This is a genomic window from Stieleria maiorica (assembly GCF_008035925.1).
GTDB lineage: Bacteria > Planctomycetota > Planctomycetia > Pirellulales > Pirellulaceae > Stieleria > Stieleria maiorica.
The window spans coordinates 9,688,549-9,709,592 of sequence record NZ_CP036264.1; the positions used below are offsets into that span (position 1 = coordinate 9,688,549).

At 57.0% G+C, this 21,044-nt stretch carries 16 protein-coding genes and 1 pseudogene; 7 read left to right on the forward strand and 10 right to left on the reverse strand.

Annotated features, from left to right (window positions below):
• Nucleotides 1-132: 132 nt before the first annotated feature.
• The 3 genes from Mal15_RS33100 to Mal15_RS33115 all read left to right on the forward strand — a co-directional run bounded on the left by Mal15_RS33100 (nt 133) and on the right by Mal15_RS33115 (nt 4,595).
• Nucleotides 133-1,566 carry an IS4 family transposase gene (locus Mal15_RS33100; RefSeq protein WP_147866711.1) on the forward strand — a complete coding sequence of 478 codons (1,434 nt, stop codon included), beginning with the start codon at nt 133-135 and terminating at the stop codon, nt 1,564-1,566.
• A 531-nt stretch (nt 1,567-2,097) separates the two neighbouring features.
• On the forward strand, nt 2,098-2,349 hold the full coding sequence (locus Mal15_RS33105) for a hypothetical protein (RefSeq protein ID WP_147871639.1): 252 nt from the start codon (nt 2,098-2,100) through the stop codon (nt 2,347-2,349).
• A gap of 1,532 nt (nt 2,350-3,881) precedes the next feature.
• A complete protein-coding gene (locus tag Mal15_RS33115; protein ID WP_147871641.1) occupies nt 3,882-4,595 on the forward strand; it encodes a hypothetical protein in 714 nt (237 codons plus the stop codon).
• A 697-nt stretch (nt 4,596-5,292) separates the two neighbouring features.
• On the opposite strand, the pseudogene Mal15_RS35255 reads toward Mal15_RS33115, so the two are convergent.
• Nucleotides 5,293-5,418, reverse strand: a pseudogene (locus Mal15_RS35255) (transposase); the annotation flags it as partial.
• An 851-nt stretch (nt 5,419-6,269) separates the two neighbouring features.
• On the opposite strand from Mal15_RS35255, the gene Mal15_RS33125 reads away from it, so the two are divergent.
• Nucleotides 6,270-6,761 carry a hypothetical protein gene (locus tag Mal15_RS33125; RefSeq protein WP_147871643.1) on the forward strand — a complete coding sequence of 164 codons (492 nt, stop codon included), beginning with the start codon at nt 6,270-6,272 and terminating at the stop codon, nt 6,759-6,761.
• Between the two features lie 1,304 nt (nt 6,762-8,065).
• Here the strand turns inward: Mal15_RS33125 and Mal15_RS33130 are convergent.
• The 9 genes from Mal15_RS33130 to Mal15_RS33170 form a co-directional block, all read right to left on the reverse strand.
• Complete coding sequence (locus Mal15_RS33130) at nt 8,066-8,410, reverse strand: hypothetical protein (protein ID WP_147871644.1); 345 nt, start codon at nt 8,408-8,410, stop codon at nt 8,066-8,068.
• A 9-nt stretch (nt 8,411-8,419) separates the two neighbouring features.
• A complete protein-coding gene (locus tag Mal15_RS33135) occupies nt 8,420-9,883 on the reverse strand; it encodes a sigma-54-dependent transcriptional regulator (RefSeq protein ID WP_147871645.1) in 1,464 nt (487 codons plus the stop codon).
• 166 nt (nt 9,884-10,049) lie between these two features.
• Nucleotides 10,050-12,545, reverse strand: a complete 2,496-nt coding sequence (locus tag Mal15_RS33140) for an ATP-binding protein (protein WP_147871646.1) — start codon at nt 12,543-12,545, stop codon at nt 10,050-10,052.
• A 669-nt stretch (nt 12,546-13,214) separates the two neighbouring features.
• A complete protein-coding gene (locus tag Mal15_RS33145) occupies nt 13,215-14,774 on the reverse strand; it encodes a glycoside hydrolase family protein (RefSeq protein ID WP_147871647.1) in 1,560 nt (519 codons plus the stop codon).
• A 107-nt stretch (nt 14,775-14,881) separates the two neighbouring features.
• Entirely contained in the window at nt 14,882-15,172 is a 291-nt protein-coding gene (locus Mal15_RS33150) for a hypothetical protein (RefSeq protein ID WP_147871648.1), read from the reverse strand.
• 4 nt (nt 15,173-15,176) lie between these two features.
• Nucleotides 15,177-15,668, reverse strand: coding sequence for a phage holin family protein (locus Mal15_RS33155; protein ID WP_147871649.1), 492 nt, complete (start codon nt 15,666-15,668; stop codon nt 15,177-15,179).
• Nucleotides 15,669-15,673: 5 nt separating this feature from the next.
• The gene (locus Mal15_RS33160) at nt 15,674-15,877 is read right to left on the reverse strand and encodes a hypothetical protein (protein ID WP_147871650.1); all 204 of its coding nucleotides are present in this window, start codon (nt 15,875-15,877) and stop codon (nt 15,674-15,676) included.
• The gene (locus tag Mal15_RS33165) at nt 15,874-16,287 is read right to left on the reverse strand and encodes a hypothetical protein (RefSeq protein ID WP_147871651.1); all 414 of its coding nucleotides are present in this window, start codon (nt 16,285-16,287) and stop codon (nt 15,874-15,876) included. Before Mal15_RS33165 ends, Mal15_RS33160 begins: the two co-directional genes overlap by 4 nt.
• 2 nt (nt 16,288-16,289) lie before the next feature.
• Nucleotides 16,290-16,721, reverse strand: coding sequence for a CsbD family protein (locus Mal15_RS33170; protein WP_147871652.1), 432 nt, complete (start codon nt 16,719-16,721; stop codon nt 16,290-16,292).
• A 606-nt stretch (nt 16,722-17,327) separates the two neighbouring features.
• On the opposite strand from Mal15_RS33170, the gene Mal15_RS33175 reads away from it, so the two are divergent.
• The 3 genes from Mal15_RS33175 to Mal15_RS33185 are packed head-to-tail and all read left to right on the forward strand — an operon-like array spanning nt 17,328 to nt 20,917.
• Nucleotides 17,328-18,578, forward strand: a complete 1,251-nt coding sequence (locus tag Mal15_RS33175; RefSeq protein ID WP_147871653.1) for a DUF2254 domain-containing protein — start codon at nt 17,328-17,330, stop codon at nt 18,576-18,578.
• 15 nt (nt 18,579-18,593) lie between these two features.
• The gene (locus Mal15_RS33180; protein ID WP_147871654.1) at nt 18,594-19,892 is read left to right on the forward strand and encodes a mechanosensitive ion channel family protein; all 1,299 of its coding nucleotides are present in this window, start codon (nt 18,594-18,596) and stop codon (nt 19,890-19,892) included.
• A complete protein-coding gene (locus Mal15_RS33185; RefSeq protein ID WP_147871655.1) occupies nt 19,889-20,917 on the forward strand; it encodes an AI-2E family transporter in 1,029 nt (342 codons plus the stop codon). The genes Mal15_RS33180 and Mal15_RS33185 overlap by 4 nt, the downstream gene beginning before the upstream one ends.
• Nucleotides 20,918-21,044: the final 127 nt, after the last annotated feature.

Consider the following 21,044-nt stretch of genomic DNA (forward strand, 5'->3'; position numbering starts at 1 on the left):
AGAGTGTCTGCCGGTGGCGTCAGCCCTCGTTGTTATACACAAATTTTTGATGATGTATTGATTCGCGAAATCGCTCAAACTGTTGCTCACAGGGAGTTCAGGTGCACGACAGGTAGCAACGGAGTGTTTGCGATGGTGAGCCAATGGGTGATTGACGAATTAGAAACGGTGGATCTTGGCGACAAGAGACGAAATGAACGACTTGCCGAAGTGCTCTCCGCCATGGCTGGTTTGCCGAGCAAGAGCATTCCTGCTGCAGTCGGCGCAGGACACAACGAAACAACGGCAGCCTACCGACTTTTTGATAACGATGCGATCTGCTTTGAGGACATTTTAGCGCCCCATATAGATGCCTGCTATAAGCGTCTTGCTGAGCAAGAAGTTGTCATCTTGGCTCACGATACGACGGAACTGGATTTGACGAAACCTAACACGCAAGTAGAAGGGGCCGGTCCGCTAGATGGCAGTTCACGCTACGGCGAGTTGCTTCACCCGCTGATGGCGTTCACTCCCACCGGCACGCCCTTAGGAACCGTTGCAGCGGAACTTTGGACTCGCGAGGAAGGTCCGTCAAAAGCCGATGATCGAAAGAAAGTGCCGATTGAAGAGAAGGAGTCTCTGCGATGGCTTGAAAACCACCGCGAAGCACAGTTAATCGCTAGCGAGCACCCCGAAACGCAAGTTGTCTGCGTGGCTGACAGCGAAGCGGACATCTTTGAAGTCATCGAGTGTAATTCCGATTCTCCAAAGAACTTTTGGTGGATTATTCGCAGTTGCTATGACCGTTCGATCGTTGATCAGCACGGTCGGCCATCAGGAAATCTGCATGAAAAACTCGCCGCGAGCAAAGTACGCTACACCAAAGCGATAACGATTCGTTCGCACCAACCCAAGTTAGCCTGTGACAAACGAGCACGCAATCAACCGCGAGAGGCACGCCAATGCGAACTCGAGGTGCGTGCAACGACGCTGACACTGAAGAACCCCTATCGGCCCGATCGACACCTACGGCCCACGAAAGTCAACGCGATTTGGGCTCACGAGATCGATCCGCCTGAAGGGGATACGCCTATCAGTTGGCTGTTGCTGACCAATATGCCGATTTCGAACAAGGAAGAGATTGAGCTGGTGTTGTCTTACTACTGCATTCGCTGGTTGATCGAAGTATTCTTCCGAACTCTCAAATCAGGCACTCGCATCGAAGCAAAGCGGTTTGAAAAGATCGAACGATTCGAGCGTTGTCTCGCTGTTTCGATGATCTTGGCGTGGCGAACGTTCTACAGCGTGCGGATCGGTCGCGAATGTCCAGACGTCAGCTGTGAAGCAGTATTCGTAGCCGACGAATGGCAGCCGGTATACAAGATCGTCACCGGGGAAGATCCGCCAAAGAAACCACCGACGTTGAAGGAGATCGTCCGCATGATCGCTCGGCTTGGCGGCTACATCGACCGACCACGACATGACGAGCCTGGCACCGATACGGTCATGCGCGGCATGGAACGACTCTACGACATCAGTAGTTGTTGGCGAAGCTTTGGTCCAAATGCAACCAGATCAGGGGAATGAATTGTGTATAACAACGAGGGCGTCAGCCACCGGGGACGGATTCCAAGCGATGCTCAAGGCCCAGCGGGCCGACACAGTATTCGGGCTTCCAACGCTTCCGGGCGGCTAGGAGACTGATTGTGCCGGCCCTTCGGGCCTCTGTGGTTCATTGCATTTGAGACCGGTGGTTGACACCACCGGCAGACACTGTGCCAGCCCTCCGGGCTTCATTGCAACTGTCCAATGAAATGAGTGGTGCCAGGGACGTTCGATTTCCCGTGACGATTCCAATCGAGTACTTTGGCAAACAGCGGCGATGGTTCGAACCGTCGTCGTGGCCCGACCCGTGAACCATCCGCCCGCACACGCAGGCGCGGAGTCGGCGTCAATCGAAAACACAATGTCGTTCGCCGTGCCGCGGTGAACGGCGGACGTTCTGCCACTGATGGCGTGGTGATCTTCAACTGAGATTCAACGATCGAACTAATACAACACGAATACGAACGCGGGCGAAACGAGGCCGCTGCTGACTGGGCGAATGGCACGAGAAGAATGTACGCTCAACTGATTGGGGCGTGGGGAAGATTCACCTACGATCTTATGGCTGAACGCTACGACATTCACGTCGAGCACGTCAGCGACATTACAGATTCCAACAAGCTGTCGTATGAACGCGGCTACAATTCGCTTGCACTTGACCACATTGCTCAACAAGACGGGGCGGATGCCTGGGACGCGATCCAGGACGAGATACGAGCCTTCCGGGACGACTACTATCGTAAACACCTAGGAACGCAAACTTGATTACGGCACGCCAGCCTCCGGCGAACGCGACTGAGGGCAGAACCATGGGTTGCAACGGAGACATCTGAAGCATCGTGTCTAGGGGGCGCGGGGATTTGGGCTGAAAATTCCTGACATTGTTTGCACCTAAATTTTGCTGTTTATCGACAGGTTTTCCACTGCTGCTAACCGGCGTCTGACCGCAACGGCCCACCTCTTCTCTGTGTCACTCCGTGACCTCTGTGGTTGATCATTCATCCACGGTTTGATTGGTGCGCTCGAAATGCGCCATCCGATTTTTTCAGACCTGCGTTTCCTGTTATTCGCTCCTGAAGTCAGGGTTCGACAGGTGCGCTGACGTACTTGCTGGAAGGGCCTCACGCAAAGTCGCCAAGCCGCAAAGATTTGACCCCGCTTCTTTGCGGCTTGGCGTCTTTGCGTGATTCTTGTCTCACTTGGTGCACGGTCGACTCGGCCGAAGTCGACAAGCCGACGCGGTGACCACTGACGACGATGAAGTCCGAGAGATGCAAGTGGCGGCCCTGTGTGCCAACATGGGTGAGACAATCCAACGCTCGAAGTGCCGACCGTCGAATGGGGAAACGAATTTCCCTTGCCCTTCCGATCGACTACATTGGCCAACAACGGCGATGGTGCCCACTGGCGTGCCGACCGAATGCGCGAACCAAACGATGCATCCCAGTTCACTCGTTGTTGCGATCGACAGACCTTTACACCGTGTGCGACACCCACTCCACCTTCACCGGCAACCGGTCGGCCCGTGAAGGGGGTGATCGTCGATGATACCCGACTTACATGAGAATCAATGGAGCTATCATCCGAGCAGCTTCGATTCATTGAAGCCATTCGGAAGCCCGTGCATAAACATCGGGCTGTTCAACTGAAGAAACGCTTCCTCGCGATTCCCAGCGGCGAACGGTTGGATACGTTGCTCCACTTGTTTACACATTCAAACAACTACAGCGGCCAAAAGGACTGCGCGAGATTCTTGCCCGCTGTCGCCAACGATTGCGATTTGCGGCTTGGCGAACTGCTTGAGCAAATTGCGCCAACGTGGAATCTTAGCGTTAAGGAACTTCCGCATTTCCTTGCTGACGTATATGGTGTCGATTGTGTGATTACCAAATCCGCGTCTCTCGCGTCGGAGCAACCAGAAGACAGTTACGAAAGACGGTCACTCCGCGCAATTTCGTGGTGGCTTAAACCCAGGGCGAAAAACGGCGAGTAACAACGCGATGAAGGGGAGTCGCCGAGTCATATTTTATTGAAGTACTATGCCTCGCAAATGCACCTATTGTGGACTGACAACGCACAAGAAGGAGGCTACGACCTGCTTACTTTGCAACAAGCCCTTCGTAACTGTGCCTTCCGCTCCTGCGGCGCCACCTCAAGAACGCGATACGCGATTAGCGTTGTGCCGTCATTGCGAAGTAATGGTCCGCCCGACGGACGACGGAGCGTGCCGACTTTGCGGCCTAGAAATGGATTCAGTCGGTCAACCGGTCGCAACTCTGGACTCGACTGCGTCCACCGTGACTCTCGATGCAAGCGCCTACAAAAGCACGCGAGTCGGCTTGTTCACATACTTCTTCGGTATTTGCGGCGCGGTTTTGACGCTCGCTGGAGTGCTTCCGGCTACACTTATTTGTCTGGCAGCGGATCTGCAAGTCTCCGTGCATGATACCATTTTCCTTGTCGTGATCTTGCTTCTTGTATTCTCCTTGTCCGGTTTTGCCGGACAACTTCTATGCTTTAGTATCCCGCCAGAAACAGACGCCAGACTTTTTTTAAGCATCGCAGTGGCGTTACGCCTCGCTGCGATCGCGATGAACGTATTCGTAACGCAATCTGTTGGAAATATGATTCCGTCCATTGCTGCGTTAAGTTTTTTCCCGAGCCTTCTAAGCAACATCTGCTTCTTGCTGTTCTTGAAACAGGTGACTCGCTATCTCAACGAACCTGCTGTTGAATTGCGTGTCACCCGGTTTTTCGCTTTTGTGTTCGCTTTGATTATCTTGCTGGCCTTGTGCATTGGGATCCAAACAATGCTCATTTCACTGCCAGGGAACCAGTCTCTCAGTAGTGCCATTGGACTGGTCTTGGGTTGTTTTTTGGTTTTTGCGAGAATTGCGTTGACGATCTCGTACGCAGGTCTCGTTCTTGATACGGCAAGAGCGTTGCCACCCATCAACGTGCGGCGAACGCCCGACGCGAGACTGCTAGCAATTCCATGTGGGAGCGATTGAATCAAACGCCAACGCTGGCACGTGGTAACTGCAGCGATTCTAATAGCGGTCGACCCGAACCCGGCCAAGTCGAGCCGACAAACTTCAACGCACGATCTATCCCTGCACGTCCCGTGCCCGGATAGATCGCATTTCGTTCGCCGACAGAATCTATGCACTGCTCGCAATGCAAACATCGCTTCGGTGTGGATAGATACCAGCCGGCACCCGGCGGATCGTCACCACCTGCCGTATTTTTCTGGCTAATCGTCGCGGCATTGCTTGCTGCCGCGCCGTTCTACTATCTAGGTTGGTGGGTTCCGCTTTTTCTTTGTGGTGCGGTCTTTGCTATAGCTCCCTTCGCACTACTCACAGCGTGGATCGACTGTCGCGGCGTATCCCAGCAACCGCAGCGTGGTGGCGAATGCCCGGAATGCGGTCATGTGAACAGAGTGTGGCCGTGGTCGATGCAATGACCTTAGCCGCCGACGCAACCTGGGGAAAGCGGATAACCAATAAGAATTTGACATCGCGTGAATGACGAGCGGTGTCTCTCTCTAATCCCTGTTTGCAGCCGAAGGGCAGCGTCCACTCCGGCGGAAGAGCCGATGCTCAAATTCTCTGTTCAAGAAGCTCGGAATCGGCGAAATACCCGATTGGGTTTTGCTCTGATTGGCACAGCAAGCTGGCGCCGCCAGAGCCAACGGCCGTCGCTGTCGGTCACGCCTTGCTCATCGACCGACACGATCCGATTGTCACTGATCGCGACGCGATAGACGTACGGCGCCAAGTACTTCAGAACGGCCCGACCATCACGGACCGGTTTGATGTTCACGCCCCAGTCGAATTTGAAATTTATGGTGCTTGCTTGGATCGTGGGCGGGATCATTCGCGATTCGACACCGTCGTTGGACGCAGCACGTAGTGATTATCGTCAGCGTTGAGTGTCACGATTCGCACATGGTTTTGAATCGCAGAGTCGCAGAGGACGCAGAGGACGCAGAGATACGGAATTGAGTGCATCATCCTCTGCGCTCTCTGCGCCTCTGCGTTTTTAATCTCTCGCCCTGCGTTCGTCTTTGGTACGCCGATCCGTTGCCACCCATCAACGAACGGCGAACACATGAAGCAAGACTACTAGCAAATTCATGGAACGCATCAACGGGGGCAGGCATCTTGGATGAATGAGTGGCCAGCCTTGGGGGAGTGGTCGAAAAATCAGCAAGCAATTGGCTTCATTTTTTAACCCTCCCATTTTTTGACCACCTCGCCTTCCAATTCATATGCTGTTGCACCGCCAAGGCGGTTGGACTTAAGGCAATCGCCAGCTTCTTAGATTTCCTGACCGCAGGGTCGTCGGCGTTGGATTTCGACCGACGTCTTGGTTCCTCGTGGCCCAGCGATTGATCGATCGGCGCGCGGCTTCCCCGTCGCGGGCGTCATCTGGTCCGAGGGGTTCTTCTTTGACTAATAGACGGAACCGACCGAACGGGAGGCACCCCGATCCTTGAACGTCGGGCGGCGTGGGACCGAGAAACTGGCACGCTGCACCAGGATCGGTTCTAATTCAGCGGCGCGACCGGCCCACCTGAAGGTCGATAAAGTTCTCACGCACGATCTATCCCCGCTGCGACGCATGCTCGGACAGATCGCAAATCGTTCTCTGGTCGAATTGAATCCATTCGAGGTGTTGCTGTGATTCGTCATCTCTCTCAAGCGATCTGTTGTCTTGTTGTTTTTGCGTTCCTTTGTACACCTACACTCGGCAACGAATCAGAGGAGCAAGACGCGTGGATCTGCTTCCTTGAGATGCCAGAAAAAACCGATGCCAAACAGAGAGTTTACGTTCAAGCGACACTCAACCTGGACCCCAAGGTCTTGAAAGTGATGTCGGCATTCGTTGATCGAGCGTTGACTCAATCGACGTTACTTTTGTCGTACGGCGATTCTGATGTGGGGGTTCTTACGGAACGATTCTTCGTTGCCAAACTCACGGGTAAAGAAATCACCATTGCCACCCGTTCGTTATTGTCCGAGGAATTGAGCCGTCTGCTCACGAAACAATTGACTCGGATGGGATACGAAGTTGAAGTCGTTGCACCGGAACGTTTGCTGCTTCGGACCAACGCGTCTGAAAAACGTACAGCCGAATTCATCATCCCGTTCCGCAAAGCTTCTACGCGTTAGGTGCGGCACTCCCGCGTGAGCTGCCCTTCGGCAAACGACTCCAGAGGACAGCCCCAAATCCGCAATCAATTTGGCCCACGGATGACAGAGCGGTCCCACGGATGAAAAGCAGCCTCGGATCCGCGGGGACGCGCTAGCACCTGTGGGTCATTTTCGTTGTCGCACTCGTCGGGGACACGCCATGATTCAAGCGGACGTTGTACCTGCTATCGAATTCATGGCATGTCCCGATCGTGAGGAGTGGGGGTCAAAAAATTGGTTGGTCAAAAAATCAGCAATAAACCGGCACCGTCTTTTGAGCCTCCCATTTTTTTACCATCTCTCCTTCCGATCCACGTCCTGCTCCACCGCCAGGGTGGAGAAAAAGGGTCAGGGCCCGTTTTGGGTGACTGGGTGGTTGTAAGCGGGTAGCGGAACGCAATTGGTGCCACCCATCAAGTTTTCGGACAACGCGCGACTGCTAACAAATCCATGGTGCCCACTTGAATAGTGGGTGACATCATTCGCGATTCGGCGCCCGTGATTGAACGCATCGCTTAGAAATCATTGCCAGCGTTGGATGGCACCACTCGCAAATGATTTTGAATCGCAGAGGCGCAGAGATACGGAATTGAGCGTCTTATCCTCTGCGCTCTCTGCGCCTCAGCGTTTTAATCTCTCCCCCTTGCCTTCGTCTTTGATGCGCCGATCTGTTGCCACCCATCAACGTGCGGCGAACGCTCGACGCGAGACTGCAAGCAATTCCATGTGGTAGCGATTGATTCGTGGGTAGCACCATTCGGGGTGTTACCCAGGCTTCCTCCACACGGTCGGTCGCCCTTGAGCAGTTGCCCTCGTCGAGGCTTTCTCCCTAAATGTGTAGCGGAAGCCGCCAAGGCTTTCGTCTCGCAGCAGTTCACACGGGAAAAGCCGAAATTTTTGGCGAATTCCGCTACCACAGACGACTTTCACCCCATCACAATCATGCCCGTGCCGGGCGTACCCAGGTGTTGCATCGAAGCACGGGTGGTGCGTTTGTTGAGAATTGAGAGTTTGACTTCTCGTGCTCGGTGAACCCCACCGTTCCGCCACTGGTAACGCGGTATTCTCCTCTGATGTCTGAACAGAACGCTTCAAAGAGCACCGTCCGCATCGCGACAACATCTATCGCCGAGGCAGGGCGACGGGGATGCACCATCCGCCGATCATGGTGATCGCTCCACCTCCAATTCAAGCGACCGAGGGACCGATCGCCGCTAAGCGGCCTGCCCCCAGGTAGTTTCACCGCGGGGTGAACGTTGGCGGATCCGCAGGTGGCCGAGTTTTCAACCGACCAGGGCGTCGATTTCATTCACCAGGATGTTGAGGTCGGGCTGGATCGCCGAATGCACCGACACGACGGTGGATTCGTCGCCGGCGCGGGCGGCGTCGATCAGCGGTTGTAGCTCACAGGTGGGTTCGCCGGTTTCGAAGGTACTCAACAGACCTTTGAGCGCATGGCCGACGCGGGCTGCTTCGGCGAGTTCGGATTGTTTGACGTGGTCGTCCAATTGGGACATCAATCCGGGCGCGTCTTCGGCGGCGATCTTCGCCAACATCTCCAAGATTTCCTCGTCGCCGGCGACTCGCACGAGGGCATCGGAGAAGCGCTGTCGTTGAGATTCATTCATCGTCTTCGGTTACTCCTCGACCAGAACGTCGCTTTTGAGCACGATGTTGTACGAGTTGATTCGGTCTCGCAGTTTTCCTCGTGTGATTCCCAACATCTCTGCCGCTTGGCTCTGGTTTCCGTCGGTCGCTTGCAACACTTTCAGGATGACGTACCGTTCCATGTACTCCATCGCTTCGGCGTAGATATTGGTCGAACGTTCATTCAGCAAACGCTGCACCAATTGAGGCAATTGACTGCCGGCGACGGACTCTGGTTTCGGCGCCGCATCGTCACGGGGCGTCTTTTCGGCCACCGAAACGGAGCCGGTAATCTCATCGGGAAGGGTGTCGGGGGTGATGACCGGCATCACGGTGTCCAGCACGCAGCGACGGATGACGGCGCGTAGCTGTCGGACGTTGCCGGGCCAGACATAGGCGGTCAGCAGATCGACCGCTTCGGGGGAAAGCCCCTCCAGATCGGGTTTATTGAACTCCTTCTTGGCCTGTGCGAGAAAGAACCGGATCAGCGACGGCACATCGCTCAAACGATCGCGCAGCGGCGGCAATTCGATCGTCACCCCGTTGAGACGGTACAGCAAATCTTCGCGGTAATCGCCGTCCTGGACCATCTGTTCCAGCGGCCGGTTGGTCGCCGCGATGATGCGGACATCGGTGGTCAGTTCTTTGTTACCGCCGACCCGCTCGAAGCGTTGTTCTTGCAGCACACGCAGCACTTTGGCCTGGACCGAGGGGGCCATGTCGCCGATCTCGTCCAGGAACAAGGTGCCGCCGTTACACTGTTCGAACTTCCCGATCCGGCGGCTTTCGGCACCGGTGAAGGCACCTTTTTCGTGGCCGAACAGTTCACTTTCGAGCAAATTGTCGGGCAACGCGGCACAGTTGACCGCCAGAAACGTCTCGTCGCTGCGATGGCTGTATTGGAACAACGCCCGCGCGACCAGCTCCTTTCCGGTCCCGCTTTCCCCGCGGATCAAAATCGGCACGTCCTGCTTGGCGACCTTTCCGATTGCTTTGAAAACGTCCAGCATGGCAGGTGATCGACCGATAAACAGCTCTGCCGACTGATCCCCCCCTTCGTCGTCGGCCGAGATGGCGACCGGCACGCTGCTGATCTGGCGTTGCTCGATCGCTTTTTCGACCAGATCACGCAACGGTTCGATGTGCAACGGCTTGGCGATGTAATCGAACGCGCCCAGCTGCATCGCTTCGATCGCGGTGTTGCTGGCCGCTTCGACCGTCATGAAGATCACGGGGATCCGACGATCGTGTTCCCGGATTTCGCAGTAAACGGCCAATCCGTTCTGGTCGGGCAATTGGATATCCAACAACACCGCGTCATACGCCCCACGGCGCAACTCGGCCAGCCCATCGCCGGCACTGGCGGCGGTGGTGATGTCCGCGATCGGGGAGAGCGCCTTTTCCGCGAGCGCGAGAATGGTTCGGTCATCGTCAATGACTAAAAGGTTAGGCATCGCTTTGGACCACTTGGAAAGGAGGGTGGACGTCGGTTGGGGTAAAGTGGCGCCTGTTGGCATCGGAGATCACCTAAACAAAAAAATATCGTCGCGGTAGCGGTTTGTCGATCGGAGTGGTCGCTGATCAAGCAAAACGCGGGCCAAACGCGACCGGATCGCGGGATTAGACTTCATCATCTTCCAGGCTGGCCCGCAGCTGATTCGCCCGGGATTTGCGTTTTTCCTGTAACCGCTCCACCGGAACCTGGTGGGCGTACCGGGCGACCATGGCGACCAGTTTGGCCTGATCGATGGGCTTGGCCAGGTAATCGTCACAGCCGCCGTTGAGGCAGCGGTCGCGATCTCCCTTCATCGCGTCGGCGGTCAAGGCGATCACGGGCCACTGGATCCCGAGCGAGCGCAACATCGCGGTCGCTTGCAAGCCATCGACGTTGGGCATTTGCATGTCCATCACGATGACGTCGAACGGTTCGCCGGACTCGCGTGCGGCGATCGCCGCGTCGATGCCCTGCCCGCCGTCTTCGGCGGTCGCCACGCGCGCGCCGGCTTTTTCCAGGAAGTGCTGGCTGATGTGTCGCACGTCGCGTCGGTCATCGACCACCAGCACCCGACACGAAAGTCGCGCCGGCGCAGCGAGCATGGCTTCCGGTTCGCTGGTTCGCGTTACCAAATCGGGTTTGATCAGTTGGATTTCCGCGAACGACGTGATCGGTAAACGGACATAAAACGTCGACCCCTGACCGACGGTGCTGACCAAATCCATTTCGCCGTTCATCATTTCGACCAGACGCTGGCTGATCGCGAGCCCCAAACCGCTGCCGCCGTAGCGTCGCGTGACGGACGAGTCGCCTTGGGAGAAGGGTTTAAACAGCCGCCGGATCTGGTCGTCACTCATCCCGATCCCGGTGTCCATCACCGCAAATTCAACCACCGGCGGTTCTGCATCATCAATGAATCGGACTTTCAATCGCACTTCACCTTCGTCGGTAAACTTGATCGCGTTTCCGATCAAATTGATCAAAACTTGGCGCAGCCGAATCGGGTCGGTCGTGATCGTCCGTGGCACCTTGCCTTCGAATTCGACGTCAAATCGGACATGCTTTTCCTCGGCCCGAACCAGCATCAGCGATTGGATGTCGGCGACCATTTGGGGCAGCGGGCAATCATCGGGCTCCATCGTCAACTTGCCGGCTTCGATCCGTGACAGGTCCAAAATGTCATTGATCAGTTCTAACAAGAACTGACCGTTCTTTTTCATGATCAGGACACAGTTGCGGTTGTCCGGATCCTGCAAGTGTCCCAGCAGGACATCGGCATAGCCCAGTATTGCGGCCATGGGAGTGCGAATCTCGTGGCTCATGTTGGCCAGAAACTCGCTTTTGGACTGACTGGCGGCCCGAGCGATTTGCTCGCTCTCTCTGAGTCGTTGTTCCTGTTCCTTGCGGTCAGTGATGTCTTGCACGATGGCGCTGACGGCCGTCACGGTATTTTTGTTCGCATCGCCACTTTCGCTGGGCAATTCGAGCGGATAATAACTCGCCAACCAAGTCCGCTGCTGGTCCGATGCCGGCGTCTTGCCGACGATTTCTACGCCCAAAACCGGCCGGCCGGTAGCAAACACGCGGCGATAAATCGGCAACAGCTGATCGTTCAACCCTTTCAGCAGTTCATCGGCACGCCGTCCGATGTGTTGATCGCGGGTGAACCCGTTGATCTTGGCTAACGTTTCGTTGACCCGCAAATACCTCAGGTCGCGGTCGATCAAACTCATGCCGACCGGAGCCGCTTTGTAGATCAATTCCAGCTCGCGGTTCTTGCGGGCGAGTTCCGATTGGATCACCCCCAGATTTGTCTGCGCTTGGTGTTGTTCTTCGATGTCTCCGACGGTGCCCACCCACTCGCGGATCGTGCCGTCGTCGTTCTTCACCGCCACCGCCTCCACCGCAAAGGTACGATAGGCCTGGCTGTCTTGGTGCCAGATGCGACCGCTCGCCTGGTATTTTCCAGATTCCAACGCTGCTTGCCAACGACGCTTCAACGAAGGGCGGTCATCGGGGTGAATGGCATTAATCCAACCGAATTGTTGGTGTTCGGTCCACGTTTGTCCGGTGTAGCGTTCCCAAGAGATCTGCGGGGTCGTAAATCCGCCCGCGGGATCTGTCGTCCAGACAATGCTCCGCGTCCCCCACAGCAACGCTTCATACCGCGCCTTAACCAGCCTTAGTTGGCGCTGTGTCTCTTCCCGCTGACCGATTTCTTCTTGCAACCGTTCGTTGGTTGCCACGATCGACGGCAGTCGCAACAGGTGTGGCATCTGTTGCACCAGGACGATCACCGTCCCCCACGACACGACGGCTGTGATGAATTTCATCAACCCCGACACCCGATAGAGCGGATGCCAAAAGATGATCGCTTCGATCAGATGCACCAAACCGCAAGCCGAAATGAAGGCGGCGAACAACCAGAACAGCCGGGTGGACGGGATGTCGTCTCGCTTGCGAGCGAAGTGAACCAGAACAACCGGGATGGCGAAATAGGCCCCGAAGGTCGCGGCATCGCTGACGATGTGCAGCCAACCGAGAAACTCCGACCAATTGCCACAGTGCCATCGCGCCGGGAAGTCGGAGGTGTCAAAGAAATTCGAAACAAAATCGCCCATTCCACGTTTCCCCAGAAGAATCTTGGGCGATGAAGCAGGGAAACCCCGACCGACCTGACCTCAAACGCACGCCCACTGTGCTGCCCCGCATCTGCAGATTGAATGCACTGAGATTGAATGCGTTGGGCACGACACCGTCAATCAGGTGCCGTCAATCAGGCACCTGGGGGATCGCGATCAAGAACTCACAATGGTCCGGGTGGGTGATCGAGACACGCTACACAGAATCAGCCTTCCGCCACAGCTACGGACTCGGCCTCCGTTTCGACAGTGTCATCATCGTGTCGTTGCGTCGTCAACTCCTCGGAATCGACCGCTTCTAGAAGTTCGACTTGATCGACACGTTTTGGGCCGACCAAAGGAAAACAAACACCGTGGTTGGTTTGAATCAGGGGAGGATGGTTGCAGGTGTCCATCGAAGAAATGCTCCGAGCGAAATTGCAGTCAAGGATGAAAAAAAGAACAATGATCTCATCAGAGTGCAAACGGCGCGCCCATCATGTGACGACGGCGACAGACGCGCGAACGCAATGGGACACACGCATCGCGACGGTTCGAAAACGATCAGCTCGTTGGGGATCGCAACAATCACTGGCCGCTGATCGACCAGGCTGGACGAAAACGAGCCAGTGTGGGCGTGGTCGGCCCCCGTCCCCGGCAGCCGCGTGGTTATCCGTTGGCCAGATGCTCGTCCGTTTGCGCCGGCGGCAGGTAATGATCGACGCGCAAATCGGTGACCTGCACTCGTGCGCTTTCGACACAAAAACCGAGTGCGCCGTGTGTGAACGTCTGGTCGGCCAAAGAAAGCCTGACGCGTCCGCCGATGGAGACCTCGAGGTAACTGCCGTAGGCCAACACTTTAATTTCGGCTTCGCCACGCTGCTTTTGTTCCCAGAAGGCCGACTGAATGGAGCGGAACTGCATCATCTCTTCACCGCTGCCATCGGGGCCGCTTCCCCAAGCTCGCAGCTGCGCGACGCCTTTGAACAGGTCCAGCGAAAGGTAGTAGCCGTCGTGCGTTTGGCGATCGAGACGGAAGACCAGCCCGCATTTGCCCTCGCTGAGCATCTTTAACGAGGCCTGAAGGCGAAAACAACGGAACGATTCGCGCAGCGCAAAGATCTGAAATCCACACCCGCAATGCAGCTCCAGGGCATCGCTGGCGGGTCGCTCCAACGCGCCTTCGCGTTGATCCTTCAACGGACCGTCCATGTCCAACGAAGCCGGGCGATCGATTACGGATTGGAACCCTTCGAAGGTGTGCACGTGCAGCTGACCGGATTCGCAGCGTGAAAGTCGTTTGGGTGGCGGCATCAGATTGTTGGACAACCGGTCGGCGGCCCCGGGGGTGAAGAAATTCCAAAGCAACAGACCGCGATCATCCTGACAGACTCGGCCGGCATAGTTCCCCTCGGCAAGCAGCACGTTGTCCGCATAACTTCTCCACGGAGCATCGATCTGGGTGGTGTGCCAGTAACGTATCTTGGCATCTTCACGCATGCTGCCGACCAAATAATATTCGCCGTCGATCTTGAACAGGTTGGGGACTTCGACGTCGTCATACAATCCCGGATGATGCAGCGGCGGCCGCGCTTCGAACCGGTTCGGTGCGGTCTCTTCCATCACGGCAACGCAGCCACGCCGGACGACCGGCCCGTGGTTGACGCGGCCGGCGGCCAACAACCAACCCCGTTTCCCCTCGCGATAATAAAACGGATCGCGCCACGACAGCCAGTGCCGCCCTTCATTGAATTCCGCTTCATAATACCGACCGTCGGGATCGAGCGGAAAGCAACTCGATGCGTCGTATTCGAACGGAGGTTGAGCCGGCCGTCCGGGAAGATCATACGGCAGTGCCGAGCGTCCGTCTTTCCAGCTGACCGGGGCTTTTCGCCACGTGTAAAGATCGTCACTTTCGGCCATCCCGATCCGCTGTTTTTGTCCGTGATCGCGACGTGAAAGCCCGGTGTAGAACATCCGCCACGAACCCTGTCGATGAGGATTGGGTGACACGTGGATCGTCCACAACATCGAATCGTCCCACGATCCGGGGTGCCCGAGGAACAACGCGTTTTCCACGCGCCGCCAGTTCATACAGTTATCACTGACCGCGTGTGCAATGAAGTCATGGTTGGGCAGCACCAGATGGAACAGGTGATAGATGCCATCGTGATACAGGACGTCAACGTCGCCGAGCGTCTTGCGGGAACCGGACGTTTCAGAGTACATGGCGGATCACTCGGTGTGGGATCGGCTTCCAGCGTGTCAATGCAGCATCAACTGGGCCGAAAGCCCTTTTCCAACGATCTCCGCCTGACTTGATCCATTATGCGCGATTACGGCTTCAACTTCCAACCGACGATGACCCCCAGCCCGAACGCCCAGCAAGCGGCGACATCCGGGTGGTCCTTGGCGTAGTCCTTCGCCAGACTGAACAGGTCTTTGGCGGGCTCTCGGACGTAATGCTGGGCGGCGTCTTGGCCAATTTCCATCGCGCCGGCGGCGACCCGATGGGCGGTCTGGCGAGCTTGGTTGGAGACACCACCGTTGTCATGCGAGCTGTGGTTGCTCGAGTCGGTTGACGCAGCGTCGGAGGTGGCGGACCGGGAAGTCGTTTTGTCGGACATCAATTTACCTCGGTGAATGTGGGGAAACAGTTTCTGAGTGGGGGTGGTAGCGGTGACCGTAACCGCTGTCGTCGGTAAATGACTCACGACGAAATTGATTTCGAGGTGAGGACCGGGGAGCGACCAACGTCGCCTTCAACCAACGCAGGTTCTCGGCAAATTCCGCCTTCGACTCACTCATCGCAGCGGATGCCGAATTGAGTGCCCGCAGCGCAATCAGAAGCAGGATCGCGACGAAAACCAACGTCGCACCGCCGAGCAGCAATAATGCGGCTCCAGTGGATAGCTGCGTCAACTCATCGAGCAAGAATCCGGCTCCCAACAGAGCCACCGTCAAACCGGTACCGGTCAACAGGATTGCGGTCATCGCGCAAGCGATCGCCTTTGCAACATTGCGCTTCGCAGCCTGTGAATCGACCGATAGCAGTTGAATTTGCAACTCCCAAAGGTCGACAAAGTCGCGGATCACTTTTTGAATACTGGATTGTTGTTGCATCACAATCACCGCCGTTGACGTTTCACGAGCCAGCCGAGCGTCAGACCGACGGCGCCGGCCGCGGCCAGTGCCCAGGTGGGATGATCGGCGATCGTCTGCTGGATAAAACCAAGTTTTCCGCCTTGCGTCTGATCGCCGCCCGGCGGAAGATCGGCGTCGCCGCTGCGACGATCGTCGCGGGGGCGAGACGGGAGTGCTGGAGCAATCATGGTGTTTTCGGTTTTGACAAGAGATGGTTGATCTGACTGGCCGCGATCGAGGTAAGCTGTCTCATCGCTAATGACGCGATCGCTCCGGTAACGCCTCCGACGAACCCCCGTTTAACGGTTGGCGGCGATGCGGTCTGGGTGTCGGCCGCTGAGCAATTGCAGTGGCCGATTGCGGAACCACGCCCACCGCCTTCCCCGCCGGAGTGCTTTTTCGGGACCAGCAAGTAGCCGATCCCGACCGCGACCGCGAGGACCGGCAACGGGTGCCGTGCCAAGTGGTACTTCCAGTCCGACAACTGGCGGACTCGCCGCCGCGCGTCGTCGACGTCATACGGCAATTCCGTCCGGATCTCCGACATCCGCTGCTTGATCGCCTCGGCTTGCTTCCGCGTTGCAAGGGTATTGGCCATGACTATTTCTTGTTTCCCATGAAGAACAGGGCGCCCGCCGCGATGCCAAGTCCGAAGGCGATCGCCAGTGATTCGGCGGGTCGACTTCGCACGGTTTCGGCAACCTTTGCGGTGTAGTCGCCCGACTGGGTTGCCAACCTGCGATAGTGATCCCGGGCGTATGCTGCGGCGTCGGCCGCGACGGCCTGCGCTGCATCGGCGTAGTGCTGCACGGTATCAGCGGCTTGATCGGTGAAGCTCCCATGGAGCACATTTTCGAGGAAGGATTCGACTTCATTCCGCGTTGCGCCCGTTTTCTGTTGGACCACGCCGACAAGTTGGTCGGCCGACCCTTCGGCACGACGGAAATCGTCTTCGGTAAGTTGTCCCCAATGCTCCTTCAATCGTCCTTTGACTTCGTTCCATTGCCCTCTAAGTTCTTGTCGGTCAACCATTGAGTTGTCCTCCGTTGATGTAAAGTTCGTGTTCCCGATCACGGGACTCCGCCTTCAGGCGACGCATATCGCGGGCCAAAGCGGAACGGAGGAGTGAATTCCGGGTCAGTGAGGTGGAATCAGACGAGCGAGTGGAGTGGCGGAGCGCAGCTTGGGCGATAATCGTCCAGGCGACAGCTGGTCCGTTGTCCCCAGATCGGCCGCATCCCAATCGGAACGCGGTTTGCGTCCCGCTGCGTTTCGAGCCGATGCCTCATGAGGACAGGCCGCATTCCGGATCCTTTCCCATTTCCCCCGTTCCGAATGGCATGGGCTCAAGCCAATACACTGAGCCGTAGGCGCTAGCCCCGGGCCTTACCGCTTAAGCCAATACGCTGAGCCGACGGCGCTAGCCCCGGGCCTTGCCGCCGAGTTAAAGGCGTATCAACGCCAGCGGCTAGCGCCGTCGGCTCACTAAGCCCGTGCCATTCGTCCCCATTCCCTTTTTTCTCAGTCGATTATGCGATTGTTCCACCGCCACCTGACGACTCGCATCAGCATGCAAATCGGGTGCGATCCCAGCGCGGCCGATCGTGGTCCGGCGTCCACCCAAGCGAGCCTGGTCCGATGAGGGCTTACCTACAGCAACTCGTTTACCGCATCCAGGGCAGCTATTGGTTCATCCCGTCGTTGATGGTAATCGCAGCGTTTGTCTTGTCGCAGGGCGCCATTTGGGTGGACCGTGCGATCGGCAATGAATGGACCAAGGAATTCTGGTTCACTTCGATGAACCAGCCCGATGGTGCGCGAGCTTTTCTCGCGACGGTCGCCGGTTCGATGATCACGGTCGCCGGCGTCACGTTCTCGTTGACTATCCTGGCCGTGTCGCACGCCACGAGCCACTTCGGCCCCCGATTGCTAGACAACTTCATGCGTGATCGTGGTAACCAGATCACGCTAGGGACGTTTGTCGCGACGTTTCTGTATTGCTTGTTAGTGCTTCGCGTCATCCGCGGGAATTGGGAATCCACGGCCATGGGCGTGACGATGGAAGCCTTTGTGCCTCAGTTCGCCCTGATCATCGCGTTGGTTTTGACCATCGCCAGCGTGGCCGAACTGATCTATTTCATTCACCATGTTCCCGACAGCATTCACATCTCGACGGTACTGCAGCGGCTGGCGACAGACATGACGGCGAAGTTCGACGAGCTGTATCCCGAAACACTCGGCGACCCCTTTGCCGTGAAGTCGAAGCAGCCCGAACCGGAGTTTGATTTTCGGCACCGGGTCCAGGCGACGCGCAGCGGTTACTTGCAAGGTGTCGACGATACCGAGTTGTTGGCATTTGCCAGAGCCAACGCGACCGCGGTGCGATTGCTGCGACGGCCGGGTGATTTCATTCGCGAAAACGAAGTCATCGCGGAGGTCGCCGCGCTGGAGGATTGGTCTGACGATCACGCCGACCAGGTCCGTCACGGAGTCACCATCGGGTCGATTCGGACACCGACGCAGGACGTGTTCTTTGTCTTGAATCGATTCGTCGAAGTCGCGACCCGGGCACTTTCACCAGGCGTGAACGACCCGTTTACCGCCATGCAGTGTATCGATTGGCTGTCCGTCGGACTGGTCAAGCTCGCCGAGCGAAAGATTCCTTCCTCCCATCGCACCGATTGCGACGGAAACGTCAGGATCATCACGACCGAAGTGACTCATTCCGATTTCGTCGAATCGATGTTGTCGCAATTGGTCCCGTACGTGAAGCGGGATCGGAACGTCACTCGCTACTTCGTTTCTTCACTGCAAAAGGTGACTGCGATCTCCAAGAACGAATCCCTGAACGATCTGATCGGCGATCAGATCGAGCATCTTCAACAGTAGACCTTTACCGAAATCATGTCACGACTTCCATTCTCACTGCTATTTTTCGCACTCGTTCTGGCGTCGCCCGGACTTCCGTCGCTCGGACTTCCTTCGTTCGCCGTCGCCCAGGATCCGTTTGCTGCCGCTCAAGAGGTTGACGTCCCAGAGGAAGGTGGCGATGCCAATGAGCCCGCTGAGACCGTTTCGGTGCAGGACGTGACGGACGATGCGGCGATCCGAGAACGTCTGGTTAGGATCTATGAGTCGGCTGAAAAGGCGGGTTGGTTGTCCGAGGCGGAGGTGGTGCTCGACAGCGGTATCGTGACGCTAAAAGGACAGTCTGACACCGAGGAGCACCGCGAGTGGGCGGCCAACGTCGCCCGCAAAACGGAAGATGTGGTGGCGGTGATCAATGAATTGACCGTCGATCACCAAGTCGATTTGGAATCAACCAGCGATGTGGTCGCAGACTCGCTCAATACACTGTGGACTGATTTCCTGGCTCGATCGCCGCTGCTGTTGGCGGCGTTGGTCATCCTGGTGCTCACCAGTCTGGCTGCCAAGGGAGTCGGCTGGGGCGTTCATCGCCTGTTGGATCAGCGTGGGATGCGAGCCAGTTTAAAAGACCTGATTTACCAGATCACTGCGATCCTGATATGGATCGTCGGCTTTTTGGTTGCCACCGTGGTCGCGTTTCCCGGGATGACACCGTCCAAAGCCTTGACGGTTCTGGGGCTCGGTTCGGTCGCCATCGGATTCGCGTTTAAAGACATCTTTGAAAACTTCTTTGCCGGAATTCTGATTCTGTGGCGGTACCCGTTTGACCGTGGCGACTACATCACTTGCGGCGACCTGACCGGCGAAGTGAAAGAGATCACGATCCGCAACACGATGATTCGGAAACTCGACGGAGAACTGGCCGTCATTCCCAACGCCACACTCTTTAAAAACAATGTCGACGTGCTGACCAGCCAGCCGCAACGCCGCGTCCGGATCATCTGTGGTGTGGCGTACGACGAAGATGTCGACCAATCGCGGGACGTGATCGCTCAGGCGGTTCAGTCGTGCCAGAGTGTGCAGGGCAAACGGACCGTTGAAGTGTTTGCCCAAGAGTTTGCCAGTTCCAGCATCAATTTCGAAGTCGCCTGGTGGACGGGATCCAAACCGGTCGAGATCCGCCGCAGTCGAGACGAGGTGGTTGCGGCGATCAAGCGAGCATTGGACGACGCGGGCATCGAGATTCCGTTCCCCTACCGCACCCTGACGTTCAAAAGCCCCGCGATCGCGGAGGCTGTCGCCAACTCGGTGCAACAGGCGGATGAGCTTTCATGAACGATCAACGCCTGGTCCGTAACACGTTGACCGTCTGCGCATTGGTGATCACCGTGGCGGCCGTCGCGTCGTTATTGTTTGTGGCACGCAATTTATTGCCGTTAGTGTTTGGTGCCATTTTGATTGCGGTGGTGCTCAATCGAATCGCAGGCAAGCTGGGCGGTCGGTTACTGGATCGACTGTCGCGACGCACGCGGGTCGCGTTGGTGATCGGTGCGCTGTTATTGCTGACGATCGGTTCGGCCTATGCGTTTGCCAATTCGGCCAGCGAGCAGATCGTGCGATTGACCGATCGAGTCGACGCATCGGTGGCCAAGGTCGTCCAGGCGGCCAAGGAGCAGCCGCTGGTGAAGCGTTATCTAAGCAAGGGGTCCGAACTCTCGTCTCTGTTGCCATCGTCGACCGAATCGCTCGGGTTGGCCAAGAACTTCTTCGCGACCGCATTCGGAGGGTTGGCCGACTGTTTGATTCTGTTGATCCTGGCGGCCTATTTCGGGTTTAACCCGGATAAGTATCGTGCCGCGGCGATTCGGAGCGTGCCGATCCGTTGGCGTGACCGGTTGTCAACGCTGTTGGATGATTCCGGCGAAACGCTTTGGCGCTGGATGCTCGGCCGCTTGTTGGCGATGCTGATCGTCGGCTGTCTGTTCGGTGCCGGGCTGGCCGTGATCGGGATCCCGATGCCGGTGGAATTGGGTGTTTTCGCCGCCCTGGTGACCTTCATCCCCAATCTCGGCGGGATCGCGGCGGTGATTCCTGCCTTGCTGCTGGCATCCCAACAAGGGTCGACGGCGGTGATCAGTGTTCTGGCGCTTTATCTGACGATCCAGTTTGTCGAGAGTTACCTGATCACGCCGATGGTTCAAGAGCACCAAGTCTCGCTGCCTCCGGCGGCGGTGATCCTGGCGCAGATCGTCGCCGGGTTGGTGTTCGGGTTTTGGGGCGTGGTGTTCGCCACGCCGCTGGTCGCGATCGCGATGTTGTGGACGAAGCGGCTGTATGTGGAAGGTTGGCTGGAAGCGTGATGGCTTTCGGCATGTGGTTTGCTGACTAAATTCAGCTGGTCATTCCAGGCATGCAGCGCCGTGATCGGTCGATCTCCGCGACCGCTTTCGGCCCTCCCTCCTTCCGCAAGCGACAGAACCGCAATGG